General features: G+C 66.4%; 22 protein-coding genes and 1 tRNA gene. 11 read left to right on the forward strand and 12 right to left on the reverse strand.

Going from position 1 to position 19,065, the window contains the following annotated elements:
- Positions 1–7 precede the first annotated feature (7 nt).
- The 6 genes from EUV02_RS10750 to pnp all read left to right on the forward strand — a co-directional run bounded on the left by EUV02_RS10750 (position 8) and on the right by pnp (position 5,427).
- Complete coding sequence (locus EUV02_RS10750) at positions 8–892, forward strand: alpha/beta hydrolase family protein (protein WP_135246217.1); 885 nt, start codon at positions 8–10, stop codon at positions 890–892.
- Complete coding sequence (gene rbfA / locus EUV02_RS10755) at positions 892–1,338, forward strand: 30S ribosome-binding factor RbfA (RefSeq protein ID WP_135246218.1); 447 nt, start codon at positions 892–894, stop codon at positions 1,336–1,338. Before EUV02_RS10750 ends, rbfA begins: the two co-directional genes overlap by 1 nt.
- A complete protein-coding gene (locus EUV02_RS10760) occupies positions 1,335–1,892 on the forward strand; it encodes a GNAT family N-acetyltransferase (protein ID WP_135246219.1) in 558 nt (185 codons plus the stop codon). The genes rbfA and EUV02_RS10760 overlap by 4 nt, the downstream gene beginning before the upstream one ends.
- Before the next feature lie 34 nt (positions 1,893–1,926).
- Positions 1,927–2,808, forward strand: a complete 882-nt coding sequence (gene truB, locus EUV02_RS10765; protein ID WP_243445892.1) for a tRNA pseudouridine(55) synthase TruB — start codon at positions 1,927–1,929, stop codon at positions 2,806–2,808.
- Between the two features lie 15 nt (positions 2,809–2,823).
- Positions 2,824–3,093 (forward strand): 30S ribosomal protein S15, encoded by a 270-nt coding sequence (gene rpsO / locus EUV02_RS10770; protein ID WP_135246221.1) that lies wholly within the window; start codon positions 2,824–2,826, stop codon positions 3,091–3,093.
- A gap of 144 nt (positions 3,094–3,237) precedes the next feature.
- The gene (gene pnp / locus EUV02_RS10775) at positions 3,238–5,427 is read left to right on the forward strand and encodes a polyribonucleotide nucleotidyltransferase (protein WP_135246222.1); all 2,190 of its coding nucleotides are present in this window, start codon (positions 3,238–3,240) and stop codon (positions 5,425–5,427) included.
- 69 nt (positions 5,428–5,496) lie between these two features.
- On the opposite strand, the gene EUV02_RS10780 is transcribed toward pnp, so the two are convergent.
- A complete protein-coding gene (locus EUV02_RS10780; RefSeq protein ID WP_135246223.1) occupies positions 5,497–6,006 on the reverse strand; it encodes a DUF2239 family protein in 510 nt (169 codons plus the stop codon).
- 100 nt (positions 6,007–6,106) lie between these two features.
- On the opposite strand from EUV02_RS10780, the gene EUV02_RS10785 reads away from it, so the two are divergent.
- Both EUV02_RS10785 and EUV02_RS10790 read left to right on the forward strand, forming a co-directional pair.
- Positions 6,107–6,436, forward strand: coding sequence for a GIY-YIG nuclease family protein (locus EUV02_RS10785; RefSeq protein WP_135246224.1), 330 nt, complete (start codon positions 6,107–6,109; stop codon positions 6,434–6,436).
- Between the two features lie 226 nt (positions 6,437–6,662).
- On the forward strand, positions 6,663–8,081 hold the full coding sequence (locus EUV02_RS10790) for an NAD(P)H-dependent flavin oxidoreductase (protein ID WP_135246225.1): 1,419 nt from the start codon (positions 6,663–6,665) through the stop codon (positions 8,079–8,081).
- 161 nt (positions 8,082–8,242) lie between these two features.
- Here the strand turns inward: EUV02_RS10790 and EUV02_RS10795 are convergent, their stop codons facing one another.
- The 3 genes from EUV02_RS10795 to EUV02_RS10805 all read right to left on the reverse strand — a co-directional run bounded on the left by EUV02_RS10795 (position 8,243) and on the right by EUV02_RS10805 (position 9,891).
- Positions 8,243–8,512, reverse strand: coding sequence for a YMGG-like glycine zipper-containing protein (locus EUV02_RS10795; RefSeq protein WP_135246226.1), 270 nt, complete (start codon positions 8,510–8,512; stop codon positions 8,243–8,245).
- 67 nt (positions 8,513–8,579) lie between these two features.
- The gene (locus EUV02_RS10800) at positions 8,580–8,840 is read right to left on the reverse strand and encodes a YMGG-like glycine zipper-containing protein (RefSeq protein WP_135246227.1); all 261 of its coding nucleotides are present in this window, start codon (positions 8,838–8,840) and stop codon (positions 8,580–8,582) included.
- 61 nt (positions 8,841–8,901) lie between these two features.
- Positions 8,902–9,891 carry a 2-hydroxyacid dehydrogenase gene (locus tag EUV02_RS10805; RefSeq protein ID WP_135246228.1) on the reverse strand — a complete coding sequence of 330 codons (990 nt, stop codon included), beginning with the start codon at positions 9,889–9,891 and terminating at the stop codon, positions 8,902–8,904.
- 104 nt (positions 9,892–9,995) lie between these two features.
- Between EUV02_RS10805 and EUV02_RS10810 the strand changes: the two genes are divergently transcribed.
- Positions 9,996–10,484, forward strand: a complete 489-nt coding sequence (locus EUV02_RS10810; RefSeq protein ID WP_135246229.1) for an SH3 domain-containing protein — start codon at positions 9,996–9,998, stop codon at positions 10,482–10,484.
- Positions 10,485–10,621: 137 nt separating this feature from the next.
- Here EUV02_RS10810 and EUV02_RS15800 read toward each other — a convergent pair whose 3' ends face one another.
- The 5 genes from EUV02_RS15800 to EUV02_RS10835 form a co-directional block, all read right to left on the reverse strand.
- Positions 10,622–11,182 (reverse strand): SHOCT domain-containing protein, encoded by a 561-nt coding sequence (locus tag EUV02_RS15800; protein WP_207790157.1) that lies wholly within the window; start codon positions 11,180–11,182, stop codon positions 10,622–10,624.
- A 15-nt stretch (positions 11,183–11,197) separates the two neighbouring features.
- Positions 11,198–12,610, reverse strand: coding sequence for an MFS transporter (locus EUV02_RS10820; protein WP_135246230.1), 1,413 nt, complete (start codon positions 12,608–12,610; stop codon positions 11,198–11,200).
- A 99-nt stretch (positions 12,611–12,709) separates the two neighbouring features.
- On the reverse strand, positions 12,710–13,831 hold the full coding sequence (locus tag EUV02_RS10825) for an FAD-dependent monooxygenase (protein WP_135246231.1): 1,122 nt from the start codon (positions 13,829–13,831) through the stop codon (positions 12,710–12,712).
- Positions 13,828–14,529 (reverse strand): methyltransferase domain-containing protein, encoded by a 702-nt coding sequence (locus EUV02_RS10830; protein WP_243445862.1) that lies wholly within the window; start codon positions 14,527–14,529, stop codon positions 13,828–13,830. Before EUV02_RS10830 ends, EUV02_RS10825 begins: the two co-directional genes overlap by 4 nt.
- Before the next feature lies 1 nt (position 14,530).
- Positions 14,531–15,628: a type III polyketide synthase gene (locus tag EUV02_RS10835; protein WP_135246232.1), complete on the reverse strand. Its 1,098-nt coding sequence runs from the start codon at positions 15,626–15,628 to the stop codon at positions 14,531–14,533.
- Positions 15,629–15,752: 124 nt separating this feature from the next.
- Here EUV02_RS10835 and EUV02_RS10840 point away from each other — a divergent pair, with 124 nt between their 5' ends.
- Positions 15,753–16,655: a P1 family peptidase gene (locus EUV02_RS10840; protein ID WP_135246233.1), complete on the forward strand. Its 903-nt coding sequence runs from the start codon at positions 15,753–15,755 to the stop codon at positions 16,653–16,655.
- 98 nt (positions 16,656–16,753) lie between these two features.
- Here the strand turns inward: EUV02_RS10840 and EUV02_RS10845 are convergent, their stop codons facing one another.
- Positions 16,754–17,275, reverse strand: a complete 522-nt coding sequence (locus EUV02_RS10845; RefSeq protein WP_135246234.1) for a hypothetical protein — start codon at positions 17,273–17,275, stop codon at positions 16,754–16,756.
- 83 nt (positions 17,276–17,358) lie between these two features.
- Between EUV02_RS10845 and EUV02_RS10850 the strand changes: the two genes are divergently transcribed.
- Positions 17,359–17,435: transfer RNA gene (locus tag EUV02_RS10850), tRNA-Arg, on the forward strand.
- A gap of 63 nt (positions 17,436–17,498) precedes the next feature.
- On the opposite strand, the gene EUV02_RS10855 is transcribed toward EUV02_RS10850, so the two are convergent.
- Positions 17,499–17,885 (reverse strand): hypothetical protein, encoded by a 387-nt coding sequence (locus EUV02_RS10855; RefSeq protein ID WP_135246235.1) that lies wholly within the window; start codon positions 17,883–17,885, stop codon positions 17,499–17,501.
- A complete protein-coding gene (locus EUV02_RS10860; protein ID WP_135246236.1) occupies positions 17,882–18,895 on the reverse strand; it encodes a phosphotransferase family protein in 1,014 nt (337 codons plus the stop codon). Before EUV02_RS10860 ends, EUV02_RS10855 begins: the two co-directional genes overlap by 4 nt.
- Positions 18,896–19,065: the final 170 nt, after the last annotated feature.

The raw sequence follows: 19,065 nt of genomic DNA on the forward strand, positions 1-19,065 counted from the left end.
ACACGCCATGTTACGCCTTCTGACTGCCCTGCTGCTGGCCACCCCTGCGCTCGCGGTGCCGGCGGCATTGGTCACGGATCCGCCGATGAACGCCGCATACCCTGCCGACCTGATGCCGCTGCTGATTGCCAGCCACGGTGCCAACATGAACGGCCGCATCTACCTCGCCGAGGGCAAGGGCCCACATCCGACGATGCTGCTGCTGCACGGCTTCCCCGGCGTCGAGCAGAACGGTGACGTCGCGCAGGCCGCGCGTCGTGCCGGCTGGAACGTCATCCTGTTCCACTATCGCGGCGCCTGGGGCAGCCAAGGGGCGTTCAGCATCCACAACGCGATCGACGACACGCAGGTCGTGCTCGACTGGGCGCGCGACCCCGCCAACGCCGCCAAGTATCGCATCGACCCCAAGCGCATTGTAGTCGCCGGCCACAGCATGGGCGGCTTCATGACGGTGCAGACCGCCGCGCATAATACGGGACTCGCGGGTGTCATTCTTATCGACGCCTGGAACCCCGCAGCGAGCGCGGCCGGATTGTCGAACCCGCAGGCGCAGGCGGCGATTGTCGCGGGGCTCGCCGAAAGCATGCCGCCGATTTCGGGCATCACCGCGCAGGGCCTGCTCGGCGAAATGGCGGCGAACGCGGCGGGCTGGAACAACGAGGCGCAAGCCCCCGCCCTCGCCAAGGCGCCGTTGCTGATTTTCGGCGGCACCACCGGCAGCGGCGGCTCGACGGGCTTCGGCACCGTCAACGCCGCGCTCGCCAAATCGGTCGAAGCGGTGCCAGGTGCCAAGGTCACGTCTTACATCTGGCCGACTGATCACTATTTGTCGGATCATCGCGTCGCGCTGAGCGCGGCGATTGTCGAATGGTTGCAAAGGTTGCCCCGCTGATGGCGCGTCCGGTTGAAGAAAAGGGCCGCTCGGTCCGCTTGCTGCGCATCGGCGAGCAGGTGCGCCACGCACTCGCCGAACTGCTGAGCCGTCGCGAAATCCGCGATCCGGTGCTCGACGCGCACATCATCTCGGTCAGCGAAGTGCGCGTATCGCCCGATCTGCGCCATGCCACCGCGTTCATCATGCCGCTCGGCGGCGCCGACGCCGAGCCGGTGCTCAAGGCATTGCGCGAACACACCCGCTACATCCGCGGCGAAGTCGCCAAGCGGCTGGCGACCAAATACACCCCCGACATGCAGTTCCGCCTCGACGAAAGCTTCGATGCCGGCGCGAAAATCGATGCGATCCTGCGCAACCCGCGCATCGCCCGCGACCTTGAACCCGACGTCAAGCCGCGCCGGCTGTCGGACATCCGCGATGACGAGCTCGACGACGACGCATGACGCCCGAAACGCTGCACGTACCGCTCGCGGCGGGGCCGGCGCGGCTGGTGCCGCTGGCCGAAGCGCACCGCGAAGGCCTGCGCGCCGCGTGCGCCGCCGACACCGAAATCTGGCCGATCTATTCGACCAACCTGACCGGCGAAGATTTCGACCGTGAATTCGATACCAAGCTCGCCGGTGGTGGCCAGCGGGCATTTGCCGTGCTCGACGGTGACGGCATCGTCGGCTGCACGAGCTGGTACGGCATTGACCCCGGCAACCGCGTCGTGGCGATCGGCTATACTTATCTCGCGCCGCATGTGCGCGGCAGCGGCTTCAACTTCGCGGTCAAGGCCGCAATGGTGCGCCACGCCTGGGCGCTGGGGTTCCACCGCATCCACTTCGATGTCGATGTCCGCAACACCCGCTCGCAGGCCGCCATCCGCAAGCTGGGGGCGAAGCACGAGGGCATCCTGCGCCGCAACAAGATCACCTGGACCGGCCATATCCGCGACACCGTCATCCTGTCGCTGCTGCCCGGCGAGGAATCCGACGCCCTAAGGGCTTGGATGTGAGCGCGCTAAACGCGCGCGGGCGCTGGATGTGAGCATCCACGGCTGGGTGGTGCTTGACAAGCCGCTGGGCCTGTCGAGCGCGCAAGGTGTTGCTGCGGTCAAACGCATCCTGCGCACCGGTGGTTTCCCCAAGACCAAGATCGGCCACGGTGGCACGCTCGATCCGCTGGCGACCGGCGTGCTGCCGATTGCGTTGGGGGAGGCGACCAAGCTCGCTGGCCGGATGCTCGACGCGACCAAGGGCTATGCGTTCGAAGTGCGCTGGGGGCAGGCGACCGCCACCGATGACGCCGAGGGCGAGGTTGTCGCGGAAAGCGATGTGCGCCCGGCCCGCGAACAGATCGAGGCGGTGCTGCCGCAGTTCCGCGGCCCCATCGTCCAGGTGCCGCCGGGTTTTTCGGCGCTCAAGGTCGACGGCGTCCGCGCCTACAAGCTGGCGCGCGCCGGCGAAACCGTGGAACTCGCGCCGCGCCACCTGACCATCCACGCCCTCGATCTGGTGGATTGCGACACCGATACCGCGCGTTTCGAAGTCACCTGTTCGAAGGGCACCTACGTCCGCAGTCTCGCCCGCGACATCGCGCTGGCGGCGGGTACCGTCGGCCATGTCAGCGCTTTGCGCCGCACGCGCGCCGGGCCGTTTACGCTGTCCCAAGCGATTTCGCTGGACAATTGGGCGGCTTTGCTGCAGGAGGCCGGCCTTGAACAGGCGGTTTTGCCGCTGACTGCAGGGCTGGACGACATCCCGGCTTACGCAGTCTCGCCCGAAGAAGCGACCGCGCTCCGTCAAGGACGCACGCTCCCCGGGCACCCCGCATACCACGGGCTGTATCTGGCGACCGACGGGCCTGTTCCGGTTGCTCTGGTGGACATTGATGCCACCGCGATACGGGTCGTGCGCGGGTTCAACTTGTAATTTGAGGAGACAATGATGTCGATTACCGCCGAGCGCAAAGCCGCTGTCATTACCGAAAACGCCCGCACCGCAACCGATACCGGTTCGCCCGAAGTGCAGGTCGCCATCATCACCGATCGCATCCAGACGCTCACCGAACATTTCAAGACCCACGCCAAGGACAACCATTCGCGTCGCGGTCTGCTGATGATGGTCAACCGTCGTCGTGCGTTGCTCGATTATCTGAAAAGCCGCGACATGGCGCGCTACACCGCGCTCATCGCCAAGCTCGGACTGCGCAAGTAACCAGCAGTTCCAAAGCATAGACAGGCCTCCGGCACACCCGGGGGCCTGTTTTGTATTCCGAACCACGGCAATGGTGCCACGGTTTCGGAAGTGTAGGCCGCGCACGGCATCGGGTCGGGCGCATGCAAACGAAAGACGAAAATCATGTTCAATATCCACAAGCAGGAACTCGAATGGGGCGGCCGCAAGCTGACCCTCGAAACCGGCCGCATCGCCCGTCAGGCCGATGGCGCCGTGCTCGCCACCTATGGCGAAACCGTCGTTCTGTGCGCCGTCACGGCAGCCAAGAGCGTCAAGGAAGGCCAGGATTTCTTCCCGCTGACCGTCAACTATCAGGAAAAGTACAGCGCTGCCGGCCGCATCCCGGGTGGCTTCTTCAAGCGCGAGCGCGGTGCCACCGAGCATGAGACGCTGACCAGCCGCCTGATCGACCGTCCGCTCCGCCCGCTGTTCCCCGAAGGTTTCTACAACGAAATCAACGTCATCGCCCAGGTGCTGAGCTATGACGGCGAAAACGAAGCCGATATGGTGGCGATGATCGCCGCGTCGGCCGCGCTCTGCCTGTCGGGCGTGCCGTTCATGGGCCCGATCGCTTCGGCGCGCGTCGGCTACACCGACGGCGAATACATCCTCAACCCGACCAAGGCGCAGCTCGCCGAAGGCCGCCTCGACCTCGTCGTCGCCGGTACGCATGACGCCGTCATGATGGTCGAATCCGAGGCCAAGGAGCTTTCGGAAGACGAAATGCTCGGCGCCGTGATGTTCGCGCACCGCGGCATCCAGCCGGTGATCAAGGCGATCATCGCGCTCGCCGAAAAGGCCGCCAAGGATCCGTGGGATCTCGCGATCCCGGACAACACCGAAATGCTGGCGCAGATCAAGAAGGCCGTCGGCAAGGACATCACCGCCGCCTACAAGCTGACCAAGAAGTCGGAACGCCAGCAGGCGCTCGCTGAAGCCAAGGCCAAGATGAAGCCGCTGTTCGCCGATGCTGACAGCGCCACCCAGCAGAAGGCCGGCAAGCTGTTCAAGAAGCTTGAAGGCGAAATCGTCCGTGGCGCCATCCTCAAGGACGGCAGCCGCATCGATGGCCGCGACACCAAGACGGTGCGCCAGATCGAAGCGATCGTCGGTTTCCTGCCCCGCACCCATGGTTCGGCGCTGTTCACGCGTGGCGAAACCCAGGCAATCGTCACCACGACGCTCGGCACCGCCGATGCCGAACAGATGATCGATGGTCTGGACGGCCTGCGCTACGAACGCTTCATGCTGCACTACAACTTCCCGCCGTATTCGGTCGGTGAAGTCGGTCGCTTCGGCGCCCCCAGTCGCCGCGACATCGGCCATGGCAAGCTCGCCTGGCGCGCCGTCCATGGCGTGCTGCCGACGAAGGAAGCCTTCCCATACACCATCCGCGTTTTGTCGGACATCACCGAGTCGAACGGCTCGTCGTCGATGGCAACCGTCTGCGGTGCGTCGCTCGCCATGATGGACGCCGGCGTGCCGTTGACGCGTCCGGTCGCCGGTATCGCGATGGGCCTCATCCTCGAAGGCAAGGATTTCGCGGTTCTCAGCGACATCCTGGGTGACGAAGATCACCTCGGCGACATGGACTTCAAGGTTGCCGGTACGTCGGAAGGCGTCACCGCGCTGCAGATGGACATCAAGATCGCCGGCATCACCGAAGAGATCATGAAGGTCGCTTTGGACCAGGCGAAGGCTGGCCGCGCCCATATCTTGGGCGAAATGGCCAAGGCGCTCGACCACACGCGTGAAGAAATGTCGGCGCACGCCCCGCGCATCGAAACGATGCAGGTGCCCAAGGACAAGATCCGCGACGTTATCGGCACCGGCGGCAAGGTCATTCGCGAAATCGTCGCGACGACGGGCGCCAAGGTCGACATCGAAGACGACGGCACCGTCAAGATCGCGTCGAGCGATCCGGAGAAGATCGCCGCCGCGCGCAAGTGGATCGAAGGCATCACGCAGGAAGCCGAAGTCGGCAAGATCTACACCGGCAAGGTCGTGTCGATGGTCGATTTCGGTGCGTTCGTGAATTTCATGGGTGCCAAGGACGGCCTCGTCCACATCTCGGAAATCCAGAACGAGCGCGTTGCCGTCGTCAAGGACGTGCTCAGCGAAGGCCAGCAGGTCAAGGTCAAGGTGCTCGGCATCGACGACCGCGGCAAGGTGCGCCTGTCGATGCGCCTCGTCGATCAGGAAACCGGCGAAGAACTGCCCGACACGCGCCCGCCGCGTGAAGGTGGCGATGACCGCCCGCCGCGTTCGGACCGTGGTCCGCGCCGCGACGGCCGTGGCCCGCGCCGCGACTAAGACTTTGCCTTCGGGCAAATGAACCGGGCCGCTTCCTACAAGGGAGGCGGCCCTTTTCATTCGGCTTGGTTATCCGGCAGCACCGGCGAGTTTGAGCGCATAGCCGCGGATATCGGCCGGCCACGCCGCGATGCGCTGTGCGAAGCTGTCAAGGTCATTGGCAAACAGCGCGCGCAAGGCCTCTTCATGGCCGGGCTGGTTGCCGGCAATCGCGTTAATGAAACGATAGGCGGCTTCCTGCGCGGACCGTGCGCGCGCCGCGTCCGAGCGCCGCGCCGATTCCACCAGCCGACGCAGCGCCACCGACGCGCCGCCGGGCTGCGCCGCCAGCCAGTCCCAATGGCGTGGCAGCAATGTCACTTCGCGCGCTGTCACGCCGAGCTTCGGCCGGCCGCGCCCGCGCGGCACCGGCTCGGGCAGCGCGTCGAGTTCGGTCTGGCGGCCATCGGTATCGGCAAACACCAGCACGGTCGGCCCGTCACCGGGTTGTGCGGCGATGATCTGCAACGCCGCCGCATGGGTGCCGCTGCCGAGGCAGTGGTCGCCGGCGAAAATGGTATAGGTTGGGTCTGTATCCATGGAGTCGCGCTAGGCCATGTCGCGTCAGCTGTCAATTATATCCGGATGAAATTGACAAGAGCCGTAGCGTCTTCTAGGCAGATTTTCGACTGGAGCCCCGATGATCGACCGCAAAGCCGCCATTGCCGCCTACAAGGGACGCAAACCCGCACCGGGCATCTTCGCGGTGCGCTGCGTCAAGTCGGGCGATACCTGGGTCGGCAAGGCGCCCGACCTCGCCACCATTGCCAACCGCATCTGGTTCACGCTGAAAAACGGCAGCCACACCAACCGCGACCTTCAGGCGGTGTGCAACGCGAACGGCGTCGAGGCGCTCGAATTCGAGCCGCTCGAAGCCATTCCCGACGAAGACCATGCCGCGACGCGCGAACGCCAGCTCAAGGAGCAATTGGCGTTCTGGCAGAACAAGTTGGGGGCGCGGTTGCTTTAGGGCCTCCGGCGGGCAGGGTCGCAGACCCTGCACCCAATTGTTGCCGGTGCCTCGACGTCCGACGATGTTGTTCCAGCGAGAACCCGATATTCGGGTGCAGGGTCTGCGACCCTGCCCGCCGGAGGCCCTTCAATTCCATTTCCGTCGCTTTCAGCTAAGCATTTCGGCAAAGCCGCGCTATAGAGTGCGCGAGCCGGGATGTCCGGCACCGTAGAAGGTCGTTTCGATGTTGAATGGGTTGCGCGCACTCCGCATGGGCGGTCGCGAGGTTCTGCCGCTGGTTGAAGGTGGCAAAGGCGTTGCTGCGACCAATCACAAATCGTCGGGTGCCTGGGCGGCGACCGGCGGCGTCGGGACGATTTCGGCGGTCAATGCCGACAGCTATGACGCCGAGGGTAAAATCATCCGGCAGGTCTATGAGCAGATGACGCGGCGCGAGCGCCACGAACAGCTGATCCAGTACGGCATCGACGGCGGCGTCCAGCAGGTTCGCCGCGCCTATGAAATGGCCGAGGGCACGCTGTCGAAGGGTATCGGCGCGATCAACGTCAACGTGCTGTGGGAAATGGGCGGCGCGCAGCAGGTGCTGGTCGGCGTGCTCGAAGGCGCCAAGGGCCTAGTCAACGGCGTCACTTGCGGCGCCGGCATGCCGTACAAGCTGTCCGAGCTCGCGGCGTATCACCAGGTTTTCTATTACCCGATCATCAGCAGCGCGCGGGCGTTCCGTGCACTGTGGAAGCGCGCCTATTCGAAGGAATCGGCGTGGCTGGGCGGCGTGGTCTATGAAGACCCGTGGCTGGCGGGTGGCCACAACGGGCTTTCCAATGCCGAAGACCCGCGCGCGCCGCAGGACCCGTATCCGCGCTGCGTCGAGCTGCGCAAGGTGATGCGCGAATGCGGCATTTCGGACGAGGTGCCGATCGTCATGGCCGGCGGCGTCTGGCGGCTCGACGAATGGACGCACTGGCTCGACAATCCGGAGCTGGGCACGGTGGTGTTCCAGTTCGGCACGCGGCCGCTGCTCACGGTCGAAAGCCCGATCCCCGAAGGCTGGAAACAGCGCCTGATGACGCTCGAGGAAGGTGACATCCTGCTGCACCAGTTCTCGCCGACCGGATTTTACTCAAGCGCGGTGCGCAACCCGTTCCTGCGGGCGCTCGAAGCACGGTCCGAACGCCAGATCGCGTTTTCCGCGGTCGAAACCGTCGACCATCCGCTGCTGCTCGATGTCGGCGTGGGGCGGAAGAAATATTACGTCAACCGCGACGCGCTGCTGCAGGCACGCGGCTGGGCGGGCGAGGGCTATACCGAAGCGCTCAAGACCCCCGACAACACGCTGGTGTTCGTGACGCCCGCCGACCGCGACATCATCCGCCAGGACCAGTCGGACTGCATGGGCTGCCTCAGTCACTGCGGTTTTTCGGCGTGGAAGGATTACGACACCTACACGACGGGCAAGCTCGCCGACCCGCGCAGCTTCTGCATCCAGAAAACCCTGCAGGACATCGCACACGGCGGCGATACCGAACAGAATCTGATGTTCGGTGGGCATAGCGCCTATCGGTTCAAGCAGGACCCGTTTTATTCGAACGGGTTCGTGCCGACTGTGAAGCAGTTGGTGGATCGCATCCTGACCGGCGCGTAGCGCAGGTGGCGCACAAGCGGCTGCTTCACATCTGCCGCCTTCAAACTGAAACCACCCCGCTCATCCCGAGCGAAGTCGAGGGACACACCGACGGTTGGGCGTGTCCCTCGACTTCACTCGGGATGAGCGGGGTGGATTGCTAGGTTTAGCTGCGGCCCGCTCTACCGCGGGCAAACCTTCTGGTTGTGGTTGTTGATGTAGCAACCCTTCTTCTTGTCATTGCTATCGAGAATCGCGCCGGTAATCGCGCCACCGGCCGCACCGACTGCCGCGCCCGCCAGCGGATTGCCCGTCAACGCACCGACCGCAAGCCCGCCAGCGCCACCGATGGCCGCACCGGTACCCGTCTTGGTCGCGCACGCCGTCGTGCCGAGGCTGGCGGCGAGCAGCGCGGACATCATGATCGCGCGTGGGAAACTGTTAATTGTCATGAGACGCTCCGGTTGAGGAATTTACATCCACTCAACCGTTGGCGTCACCAAGAGTTCCGTCGCCCACTCAGCGCGGGCAGACCTTCTGGTTCTGGTTGTTGACGTAGCAACCCTTTTTCTTTTCGCTGTCGCTGAGGATCGCGCCGGTGATCGCCCCGCCGGCAGCACCGACGGCAGCGCCCGCCAGCGGGTTGCCGGTAATCGCACCCACGGCAAGCCCGCCGGCGGCGCCGACTGCGGCACCCTTGCCGGTCTTGGTTTCGCAGGCAGCGGTGTTCAGCGCGGCGGCGAAAACGGCGGCGGTGAGTGCGAGGCGAGCAGGGTTCATGGGGCTTCTCCCAGTGGGTTGAGCCTCGGAGTGTACGCCCTTTGCGGGGGTTGTGAAGGGGTTAAACCCAACCTTCCAAAACCTGGTCCGGCGGCCGGTGGCCATCCTTCCAGACCTGGATATTGGCGATGACCTTGTCGCCCATCGCCTGGCGGCCTTCGAACGTGGCGGAACCCATGTGCGGGACCAGCACGACGTTGGGCAGGTTGAGCAGGTCGGGGTGGATCTTCGGCTCATGCTCGAACACGTCGAGCCCGGCGCCCGCGATGCCGCGCCGCGACAGTGCGGCCGCGAGTGCCGCTTCATCGACGATTTCGCCGCGCGCGGTGTTGATGAGGTAGACGTGGCGCTGCATCAGCCGCAGCGCCTTGTCGTTGATGAGGTGGTGCGTTTCGGGCGTGTGCGGGCAGTTGATCGACACGATGTCGACGCGTGTCAGCATCGCCTCGAGCGTCGGCCACCATGTCGCTTCCAGCCCTGCTTCGACACTTGCGGGCAGGCGCTCGCGGTTGTGGTAGTGCACCGCGAGCCCGAAGCCGCGCGCGCGCGTCGCAACGGCCTGGCCGATGCGGCCCATGCCGATGATGCCTAGCCGCTTGCCGGTGATGCGGTGGCCGAGCATGCCGGTCGGCGACCAGCCGGCCCAGCTGCCCTCGCGGATGATCTTTTCGCCCTCGGCAATGCGGCGCGGCACCGACAGGATCAGCGCCATCACCATGTCGGCAGTGTCGTCGGTCAGCACGCCGGGCGTGTTGGTGACGACGATGTTCTTCTCGCGCGCCGCATGCAGGTCGATATGATCAATGCCGACGCCGAAATTGGCGATGAGCTTGAGCTTCTCGCCCGCCTCCGCCAGCACCGCGGCATCGACATGGTCGGTGACGGTCGGCACGAACACATCGGCGCGGCGCACCGCATCGATCAGTCGCGCTTGGTCGAACGGCGTGTCGTCGAAGTTCAGCTCGACATCGAAAAGTTCGGCCATGCGCGTTTCGACCGCCTGCGGCAGGCGGCGGCTGACAATGACCTTGGGGCGCGCGGTTTTGGGCATGGCACAAGCGCTACTAAGCCGCCCCGCACGCGTCAAGCGTGGCGCTGCGCCACCTGCTGCACACAGGCGCTGTTATTTCGGTGCGAACGCGCTAAGACAAAATCATGCGCCTGTGGATCGCCCTGATTTTATTGACTGCCGCGCCGGTCGCGGCCGAGGAACTCGCCGATGGCCGTTCGGGGCTGGCGGTGCCGCGCTTCGTGTCGATCAAGCCGTCAAAGGCCTATCTGCGCACCGGCCCGGGCGACCAATACCCCATCGCCTGGGAATATGTCCGCGCCGGGCTGCCCGTCGAAGTCATCAAGGAATGGGGCATCTGGCGCCAGCTCCGCGACAGCGACGGCACCATCGGCTGGATGAACAAGAACCTGCTCACCGGCGAGCGCCACGCCATCGTCACGCGCAACATCCGCACGCTCTACGAAGGCCCCGACCTGCAGGCGCGCCCGGTCTGGCGCATCGAACCCGGCGCGATTGTCAGCGTGACGCTGTGCGAAGCCGCCTGGTGCCGCATCACCCGCGACGGCAAGGGCGGCTACATCCCGCGCAATCAGTTGTGGGGCGTGTATCCGACCGAGTCGATTGCGGACTGAGGGTTAGAGCCTCCGGCGGGCAGGGCCTTGGCCCTGCACCCGATAGTTTGGGGCAGTGCCACCACAGCCGACACCTGAATTGTTGCACCCACGCAAATTGATGGGTGCAGGGCCAAGGCCCTGCCCGCCGGGGGCCCTTAACCTTCGCCGAGCAGCCGCGCCTTCTGCGCCTCGAATTCAGCCTGCGTAATCAAGCCTTTGTCGCGCAGTTCGCCGAAGCGCATGATTTCGGCAACGACATCGGCGTTCTTCGCCTTGGGTTTGGATTTGACGCTGGTCGGGGTGGCTTCGATGGCACCGACGACGGCATCCGGCGCGGTCTCCGCGCGGTTGCTGCCGCGCCACGCACCGATCGCCGCGCCGATGGCACCGCCGATGAACGGCCCGATCACCGGGATGGGGATGGCCACCGCCGCGCCGATCAATGCGAATGGCAGCACGTCCTTGCCGAGCCCGAACTTGTTGGCGCGGTTGATGACTTCGGCGGCGTCGTCATAGGTCTCGCCGGCCTTTTGTTTGACCGATTTGATGGTCTGCTGGGTGTCTTCGCGCGCCAGGAATTCGGTGGCGTCTTCGGCCGCCTTGGCAGCCGTCTGCTTGAGTTCGGTGGCGAGGTCGTCGAGCTTCTTGGCCATCGGCGTTGCCCTTTCGAATGTCGAGCCGGATGGCAGCATCGCGCAATCGCCCGGTTCAATCAAGCGTGGGGCATGCGGCTAATCGTCGTGGTGATCCACGCGCCCGCCGCCACGCACGAATGACAGCCCGATCAGCCCGAGCAGCAGCAGCCCCGAAATCGGCAGCAGGCCGATGCGCTGCGACTTGCCGGCTTCGGTGGCCATTTCGACGAGCATCGGCGCCAGCCAGCTCGTCGCGGTGCCGGAGATGACGAACAGCCCGAAGAACACCCCGACGCGGTCGCGCGGCACGACGCGTGTCAGCATGGTGCGCGACGATGCATAGGCCGAGGTCACGGTGATTGCCGCGACGAAGCCCGCGAGCAGCAAGCCGATTTCGGGCATGGTACGGAACATCGGGCCGTCCCAGATCGGCGCATGGTCAGCGGCCGGCCACGGCTGGTAGAAGAAGGTGTCGCGCGTCATGCCGAGCGTCATCAGCTGCGAAATGATGACACCGGTGATTTCGAGCCGCAGCGCCACCTTCGGCCCGAGGCGCCCATCGAGCCAGCCGCCGAGCAGCCCGCCGCCGACGGCAACGATGCTGAGCAGCAGCCCGTACATCAGCAGCTCGAGCGTGCCCCAGCCCATCGCGCCCGCAGCATAGACGCCGCCGAACACCAGGATGCCGGTCAGCCCGTCGGTGTAGAGCATGCGCGCGCCGAGGAAGATCATCGCGTCGCGGTGGCCGCGGGCTTCCTTGAACAGGTTGACCAGGTCGGCGGCGCCTTCGATCACCGCATTGCCGAAGCGCATGCCGGTGCGCGGCACATCGGGGACGAAGCGGAACAGCGGCAGCACGCCGATTGCCATGGCGACTGCAACAATCGGCGCGACGATGCGGTCCTGCTGGTGCGCGGCGATGTCGAGCCCGAACATCGGCACCTTGGGAATGAAGCTCCAGTCGACGACACCGGGTAGCGCGAACGCCCACAGCACGAAAATCAGCATGCCGACCGACACGAAATTGCCGAACGCCAGCGCCAGCCCCGATGTCGCGCCCGCGCGCGCCATGCCGGCGGCGGGCAGCAGCAGCGCGTTATGAAGCGTCTCGGTAAAGGCGAACAATACGCCGATGATCGCGGTGATCGTCACCACTGTCATCGGACTCAGCCCCGAGCCGTCGGGCAGCGTCCACCACAGCGAGAAAATCAATGGAATGAGCAGCATCATCACGCCGGCGAGCCACGGTTTGCGGCTGCCCATGCGGTCGACGGTGGCGCCCAGAATCGGCGCCAGCAGCATCACGCCCCAGCCGGCATATTTTGCGGCCGACGCCGCGAGCGCCTGGCCCTTGACCGGGTCACCGACGACGGTGGTGACGAAATAGGGGGTAAAAATATAGATGGTGATCAGGATGACATAGGGGTCGCGGGCGCCCTGAAACAGCGCCCAGCTCCATGCCGGCAGCCCGAGCCCCTTGGCGCGCGCCGGCACAGCGGTATCGGTCATCGTATTGATGGCGAACGTCCTTCCCCGAAATCATTGGCCCACATTCGTGGTGCGTCGGGGCACGATGGCAGCGCAGACGGCGCTTGCCAAATGTTGATTTCAGGAAATCGCCAGTCCGGCGCGCTTGAGTGCAGGTTCGGGCACGCGCGTCGCGCCGGCAATCGCGCCGAGCAGCGCCGGGGCGATGCCGATGACGCCGATCATCAGCCGCTGGCCGATGCCGGAAAAGCCGGCGCGCTGCAGCCAGGTCGCGAGGCGGATCTGCCGCGCCACGTCGCCGCGCAGCCGCGCGTGGTAGGTCGCGGCATCGGCACCCGCCGCCACCGCATGCGCCGCCAGCCGCCCCGAATGCAGCGCGATCGACATGCCGTCGCCTGAAAACGACGGGATGACGCCGGCCTGGTCGCCCATGCGGAACAGCCGTGCGGGGTCGGTGGGGCTGGCGTGGTGGATGAAGCCGTATGGCACGCCCGAAATCGTCAGCGGCTTGGGGAGCAGCGGCTGCGCATCCGCCAGCCGGCGGGCGAGCAGCGGCTCGGTCATCAGCGCCGCGAACAGCGCGTCCCAGTTGCGGCCCAGCGCCGCGAAGCGCGCGCGCGTCACCAGCAGACACAGGTTGGCGACGCCGCCTTCGATGAGCTGCAGCCCGGCATAGCCGCCGTCGAACAGATGCACCTCGATCATGCCCGCCAGCGCGGCATGTGCGGCGGCATCGACGCGGAAATATTGCTTGAAGCCGATCAGGTCGTCGATGGTTCCCTTGGTGTCCCGTGCTGCCCCGCGCACTTCATGCTTGCCGCTGGCGAGCAGGACAGTCCCGGCGTTGACCGGCCCGGCGCTGGTGGCGAGGCTGCCGCCGTCGATGCCGCGCACACTAACGCCGCGCTGGATTTCGGCGCCCGCCGCTGCCGCATGGTCGAGCAACGCCGCATCGAGGACGCGCCGCGAAACGCCGATCGCGGTGAACGGCAGCGCGGCTTCGGCACTGCGCGCGCCGGCGACCAGCCGGATACGACTAATCGGTGCGCCGCCGAGGCGTCCGACATCGAAGCCCAGTGCCGCCAGATGCGCCTGTGCCTCGGTCGACAGGAATTCGCCGCAGATCTTGTCAGCCGGCGCGGCGTCGCGTTCGAGCAGCAACGGCGGCTTGCCGGCGTGGGCCAGCAGCGTCGCCGCTGCCGCGCCCGCCAGCCCGCCGCCGATGATGACAGTCTCGGTCACCGGATACGACCAACACACAGCCGGAACGGGAATTCATTCGTCAGCGACACGCCCTGCCGGTCGATACCCGACGCGGCAATCAGCGCCTCCCACTCGTCCCGCGTGAACGACCGCGCCACCGAAACTTGCCCGTCATGCACCACCGTCGGATGCCAGCGCGCGACGCGGGCGAGCAGTCCGAAACCGTAATAGGCGAACCAGTGGCGGCGCAGGTCGCTGTTGTACCAGCCGCGCGCCGCAGCAGCGTCCATCCACGCGAGGAAGCGCGCCACCAGCGCGTCTGGCATGTGGTGCGTGCAAATCGCGCTGACGACGAAGTCGGGGCGCGTGGCAGGCCGGTAGTCGAAGACGTCGGCGGTGACATAGTCGATGCCGAGCGCCGAGTCGGTCGCGGCGCGCGCGGCGGCCTCGCTGCGCGGGTTGATGTCGATGCCGGTCAGCGTGCAGGTCTTGCCGGCCTTGGTCGCCCAGGCGTGCACCGCGCGCAGCATGTCGCCTTCGCCCGACCCGACATCGACAAGGCTGAAATGGTCGAGGTCGCGCGCCGCGCGCTTGAGCCAGCTCAATGTCGGCCGCCGCGCCAGCGTCACCGTGTTGACGATGGCGAGGTCATGGATCAGCGCGGCAAAGTCGGCAGTGGTGACGTCCTCGCCGTCCATCCACTCGTCTTCGGTCGAGCGGGCGGCGAAACTGCGCACGTCAACCGACCATCTTGAATCGGAAGCTTTCGGCCGCCAGCCCCGGGCCGAACGCCACCGCGAAGCCGTCGGCGGCCTTTTTGACCGTCGTGCCCGATGCGGCGAGGATACGCTGCAGCACGAACATCAGCGTCGCGGACGACATGTTGCCGAAGTCGCGCAGCACGCCGCGCGACCAGTTCAGCGTATCGGGCGCCAGCTCGAAGCCGGTCTCCACCGCGTCGAGGATGGTGCGGCCGCCGGCGTGCACTGCCCAGACGTCATAGTCCGCCGGCCGCAGCCCGCGCAGTAGCCCGGTGTCGTCGTTGCGCTCGTTCTCGAACTTGAGCGCGCGCTGGATGCGGCCCGGGACCTCGCCCGACAGATGCATGTCGAAGCCCTGGTCGCCGATGCGCCAGGTGATTGCCTCGTTCGAATCCTCGATCGTGGTGGCGCGGAAATCCTTGAGCGCGATGCCGGTTTCGTCGGCGGTCACCAAAGTCGCCGAACAGCCGTCGCCGAACAGCAGCATCGACAGGATTTGCTCGATGTTGCCGGTCTGCTGGAAATGCAGCGTGCACAGCTCGAGGTTGACGACGAGCACGCGCGCATGCGGCTCCGATCGCACGAAATGATGCGCCAGCCGCAGCGAGTTGACCGCCGCGTAGCAGCCCATAAAACCCACCGCAGTGCGCTCGACGCCGGGGTTGAGCCCGGCCGCCTTGACGATGAGCTGGTCGATGCCCGGCGCGATATGGCCGGTGCACGATGCCACCACCAGATGCGTGATGCGCTCGCGCTCGCCGTCGAGGTTGAGCGCGTCGAGCGCCTGCATCGCCAGTTGCGGGCCGGTCTTTTCAAACCGCGCCATGCGTGCGGCGGTGCCGGGGAAATTGCCTGGCGTATAGAAGCCCTCGGTATCGGCGATGAAGCCGTCGGGGTCGGTGACGGGCTCGAAATACGAAAACCGCCGTTCGATGCCCGACCGGCTGACCATGCGCTTGAAGATCATCTGGTCGCGGCGCTCGGTCATGAAACCTTCGACGAAACGCACAAACGGTTCGTGGACGTCATGCGGCGGGACGGCGGTGCCAATCCGGTTGATGTGCGCGGTCGCCATGCTCGTCTCCTCGGAACTGCAACAATGTATACTGCTTCGCAAACGCGCGACAGGCCGCTTTATTGCACAGTGCGGCAAACTTTGTGCGTGGCAATCGTATGCCGCCTGCGGCACGATGGCGCGGATGAGCCAGTTTCCACCCCCCGAAGCCGCGGCAAGCGACCATTTCAGCGCAGTTCCGGGCATCAGCGTCGGCCACGCGCATGACGCGGGCATCCGCAGCGGTACCACCGTCATCGTGCCCGACGTGCCGGTGATCATGGCGGTCGATGTGCGCGGCGGCGGCCCGTGCACGCGCGAGACCGAGGCGCTTTCGCCGCACAATCTGGTGGAGCGCGTCCATGCACTGGTGCTGTCGGGCGGCTCGGTCTTCGGGCTGGCGGCGGCGGACGCGGTGGTGTTCGAACTGTCGCAGCGTGGAGTCGGGCTCGCCGCCGGCGCGCGCGCGGTGCCGGTGGTGCCGGCCGCCGGGCTGTTCGACCTCAACAACGGTGGCGACAAGGCCTGGGCGGCCAACCCCTATCCGGCGCTCGGACTGGCGGCGCTTGCGGCGCTGGGGAATGACGCCAGCGGGCCGGTCGGCGCGGGATTCGGCGCCACCGCCGGCAGCCGGCCGGGTGGCATCGGCTCGGTCGCACTGCGCTGGAATGGCTACACGCTCGGCGCGCTGGTTGCGGTTAACAGCTACGGCGAGGTCTACACAGGCGCACCCCCCGAAGGCGCCGTGCCGCTGCCCAAACACGCCACCGGCCGCGCGCTGGCAGCGTCATTCAACACCTGCATCGGCGCCTTCGCCACCGATGCCCCGCTGACCCGCGCGCAGGCGCAGCGCATCGCGGTAATGGCGCAGGACGGACTGGCACGCGCCGTGCGGCCGATCCACACGCCGTTCGACGGCGATTCGATTTTCGCACTGTCGACCGCTGCACCGGGAACGCCGCCGGTCGATGCGGTGACGCTCGCGGTGCTCGGGACGCTGGCGGCGGATCTGGTGGCGCGCGCGACGCGGCGCGGGGTGTTCGGGTAGGCCTAAGGGCCTCCGGCGGGCAGGGGCTAGCCCCTGCACCCGATCATTCAAATTTTGGGTGCAGGGCCCGAGGCCCTGCCCGCCGGAGGCCCTTGGACCTAGCGCGGCAACGCCGCATCCGCCGCCCGGAACGCCGCGCTATGCTGCGCACCCAGCGCCTGCACGCGCGCGATCATCGCGCCGGTTGCCGCAATCGAAGCGCGCGCATCGGCGCCACCATTCGCCGCCACCGCCAAATCCCCGGCGATACGGTCGAGCCGCACGCGCATGTCGTCGATCTGGTTGCCGAGCTGGTTGAGGCGGGTGAGTTCGAGCTGCGCCGTCGACCAGACCTCGCTGCTCGGCGCGCTGCCCTTGGCGGCGGCGACGGCGGTCGTGGTGGCCTTGGACTGCAGGTTCCAGCGCGTTTCGAGCGTATCGACCTCGCGGCCGATGACGGTCAGCCGGGCATTGGCGTCGATGACGGCGGCGGCAGGGGCCGAGACGCTGGCGGGCTGCGCGGGTGCGGCGCTGCCCGGCGTCGCTGATTCGATAGCGCGCGGCGCCAGGCTCGGCCATTTGTCTTTCGACTGCGCACAGGCGGGGAGCGCGATCAGCGCAACGATTATCAGGCTTCGCATCGGCAGGTTCCTAGACCCCGGTGCAATTAGCTGCAAGCAGGGGCTTGCATCAGCCGCGCTGACCCTCTATCAGCCGCCATCTCGCGCCCGTAGCTCAGCTGGATAGAGCATCAGACTACGAATCTGAGGGTCGGACGTTCGAATCGTTCCGGGCGCACCAAACATCCAGATTGATACTTAAACCGGCCGGTGAACCATCACCGGCCGGCTTTGTATTTGCGGGCTACATCGGCCAAACGAGATCTCGGCGCGCGCAGCTTTCGACGTAGAATTTCAGGATTTCCGCGTCGGCAGCGCGGTCGCCAGCGGCTTCGATGCGCGCATGATGAGCGATCAGCGCGTCGGACAGCGTCGACCAGGCAGCATCGAGCTCGGTCAGCGTAAGGCCGACACCGACAGCCGGTGCCGCGTCGCCGAGCAGCGCCTGCATCGCGCGGATGTCGGCCAGCCGCCACGCCGCCGCCTTGTCGGCCTCCTGCGCGCCGAGCACCGCGAGCAGCCCTGCGACGAGCATCTTCGAGCCGCCGAAGGCGTCATGTTCGGCGGCCAGCTGCCCCGCGCCGATACCGACGATCCCGGCGCCGGTCAGTACATCGCTCAACTCGCTCATGAAAAGGCCTCCAGCTGCGCGGCAATGATGCTGTCCTGGCGCACTGCGGTGTACCAGCCCGACACGCCGAGGATGGGGTCGGTGTGGCCGCCATCGACAAAGGTCTTGAACGCCGAGGTCCAGATGGCGCGGCCCTTGACCGAATTGAACAGCGACCACCAGCGCATCGCGCGCGGATCGACCTTGAGCCCGCTCGCGGCTTCCCAATGCGCCAGCGCGCGGGCGCGGTCGGTCATGCCGCAGACGCGGCCGGGTTCGAAATGATCCCAGATCGGATCGAGCGCCCAGCCGAGGTCTTCGACCGGATCGCCCAGATGCGCCATTTCCCAATCGAACATCGCCAGCATGCCGCCGCGGCCGTCGTGCATGACATTGCCCGAACGATAGTCGCCGTGGACGATGGCGATTTTCTGCGCCGGTGGTGGCGGATTGGCGCGCAGCCGGCGAATCGCGGCGCGCGCCACCGGCAGCGGGCGCTGCTGGTCCTCGTCGAGCACGCCTTCCCAATAGTCGAGCGCGATGCGCCATGCTTCGTCAGGCGCCGGCGTCGGCAGATGCTGGCCGAGCGGCGTGTTCGCGGGGTCGAGTGCCGCCAGCCGGCCGAGCGCGCTGAAGAACGCTTCGCCCAGCGCTTCGCCATGGTCGCCGAACGGGGCGCGCGCAAACGCCGAGGCGACTTCGCCGCCCTCGACCCGCTCCATGATGAAGAACGGTCGTTCGAGTTCGGCGCCGGCGGCTTCGAGCGCGACGGCGCGCGGCACCGGCACGGTGCCCCAGGCGCTTTGATAGGCGCGGAATTCGGTTTCGCTTTCGGTGTCGATCAGGCTGGCGCCGGGATCGCGGCGCAGGATCAGCTGGTGGAGCTTGCCGTCGGCGGTCGCATCGAAGCGGTAGGTTTCGCGGCTGGCGCCGCCGGGGATGCGCGCCAGTGCGTCGATGCTGACCGGCGTGCCCCATATCCGCGACAGATAGGCGGCGACCTGTGCCGCCGCGAGCGGGGAGGCGCTCATGCCCGTCCTCGGGGCGCATCGCGCCTGACAAATTGCATCGTGTTCAACTCCCAAGGCGGGTGGTCGCTGCGCCACCCTTGCCGCGGCGATTGCACCGGTGCGCGGCGGCGTGTCAATAATTTGCGCCAATCGCCGCTTGCCCGTTGCGGGGTTCGCGTGGATATCATCGC

This window comes from Glacieibacterium arshaanense (assembly GCF_004681125.1).
GTDB classification, from domain to species: Bacteria; Pseudomonadota; Alphaproteobacteria; order Sphingomonadales; family Sphingomonadaceae; genus Polymorphobacter_A; species Polymorphobacter_A arshaanense.

Coding starts and splice junctions, on each gene's coding strand:
- EUV02_RS10800 (WP_135246227.1), bottom strand. CDS start 8,840: ATGAACCCTGCTCGCCTCGCACTCACCGCCGCCGTTTTCGCCGCCGCG.
- rpsO (WP_135246221.1), top strand. CDS start 2,824: ATGTCGATTACCGCCGAGCGCAAAGCCGCTGTCATTACCGAAAACGCC.
- pnp (WP_135246222.1), top strand. CDS start 3,238: ATGTTCAATATCCACAAGCAGGAACTCGAATGGGGCGGCCGCAAGCTG.
- rbfA (WP_135246218.1), top strand. CDS start 892: ATGGCGCGTCCGGTTGAAGAAAAGGGCCGCTCGGTCCGCTTGCTGCGC.
- EUV02_RS10790 (WP_135246225.1), top strand. CDS start 6,663: ATGTTGAATGGGTTGCGCGCACTCCGCATGGGCGGTCGCGAGGTTCTG.
- EUV02_RS10845 (WP_135246234.1), bottom strand. CDS start 17,275: ATGCGAAGCCTGATAATCGTTGCGCTGATCGCGCTCCCCGCCTGTGCG.
- EUV02_RS10780 (WP_135246223.1), bottom strand. CDS start 6,006: ATGGATACAGACCCAACCTATACCATTTTCGCCGGCGACCACTGCCTC.
- EUV02_RS10750 (WP_135246217.1), top strand. CDS start 8: ATGTTACGCCTTCTGACTGCCCTGCTGCTGGCCACCCCTGCGCTCGCG.
- EUV02_RS10820 (WP_135246230.1), bottom strand. CDS start 12,610: ATGACCGATACCGCTGTGCCGGCGCGCGCCAAGGGGCTCGGGCTGCCG.
- EUV02_RS10810 (WP_135246229.1), top strand. CDS start 9,996: ATGCGCCTGTGGATCGCCCTGATTTTATTGACTGCCGCGCCGGTCGCG.
- EUV02_RS10860 (WP_135246236.1), bottom strand. CDS start 18,895: ATGAGCGCCTCCCCGCTCGCGGCGGCACAGGTCGCCGCCTATCTGTCG.
- EUV02_RS10795 (WP_135246226.1), bottom strand. CDS start 8,512: ATGACAATTAACAGTTTCCCACGCGCGATCATGATGTCCGCGCTGCTC.
- EUV02_RS10855 (WP_135246235.1), bottom strand. CDS start 17,885: ATGAGCGAGTTGAGCGATGTACTGACCGGCGCCGGGATCGTCGGTATC.
- EUV02_RS10785 (WP_135246224.1), top strand. CDS start 6,107: ATGATCGACCGCAAAGCCGCCATTGCCGCCTACAAGGGACGCAAACCC.
- EUV02_RS10805 (WP_135246228.1), bottom strand. CDS start 9,891: ATGCCCAAAACCGCGCGCCCCAAGGTCATTGTCAGCCGCCGCCTGCCG.
- EUV02_RS10840 (WP_135246233.1), top strand. CDS start 15,753: ATGAGCCAGTTTCCACCCCCCGAAGCCGCGGCAAGCGACCATTTCAGC.
- EUV02_RS10760 (WP_135246219.1), top strand. CDS start 1,335: ATGACGCCCGAAACGCTGCACGTACCGCTCGCGGCGGGGCCGGCGCGG.
- EUV02_RS10835 (WP_135246232.1), bottom strand. CDS start 15,628: ATGGCGACCGCGCACATCAACCGGATTGGCACCGCCGTCCCGCCGCAT.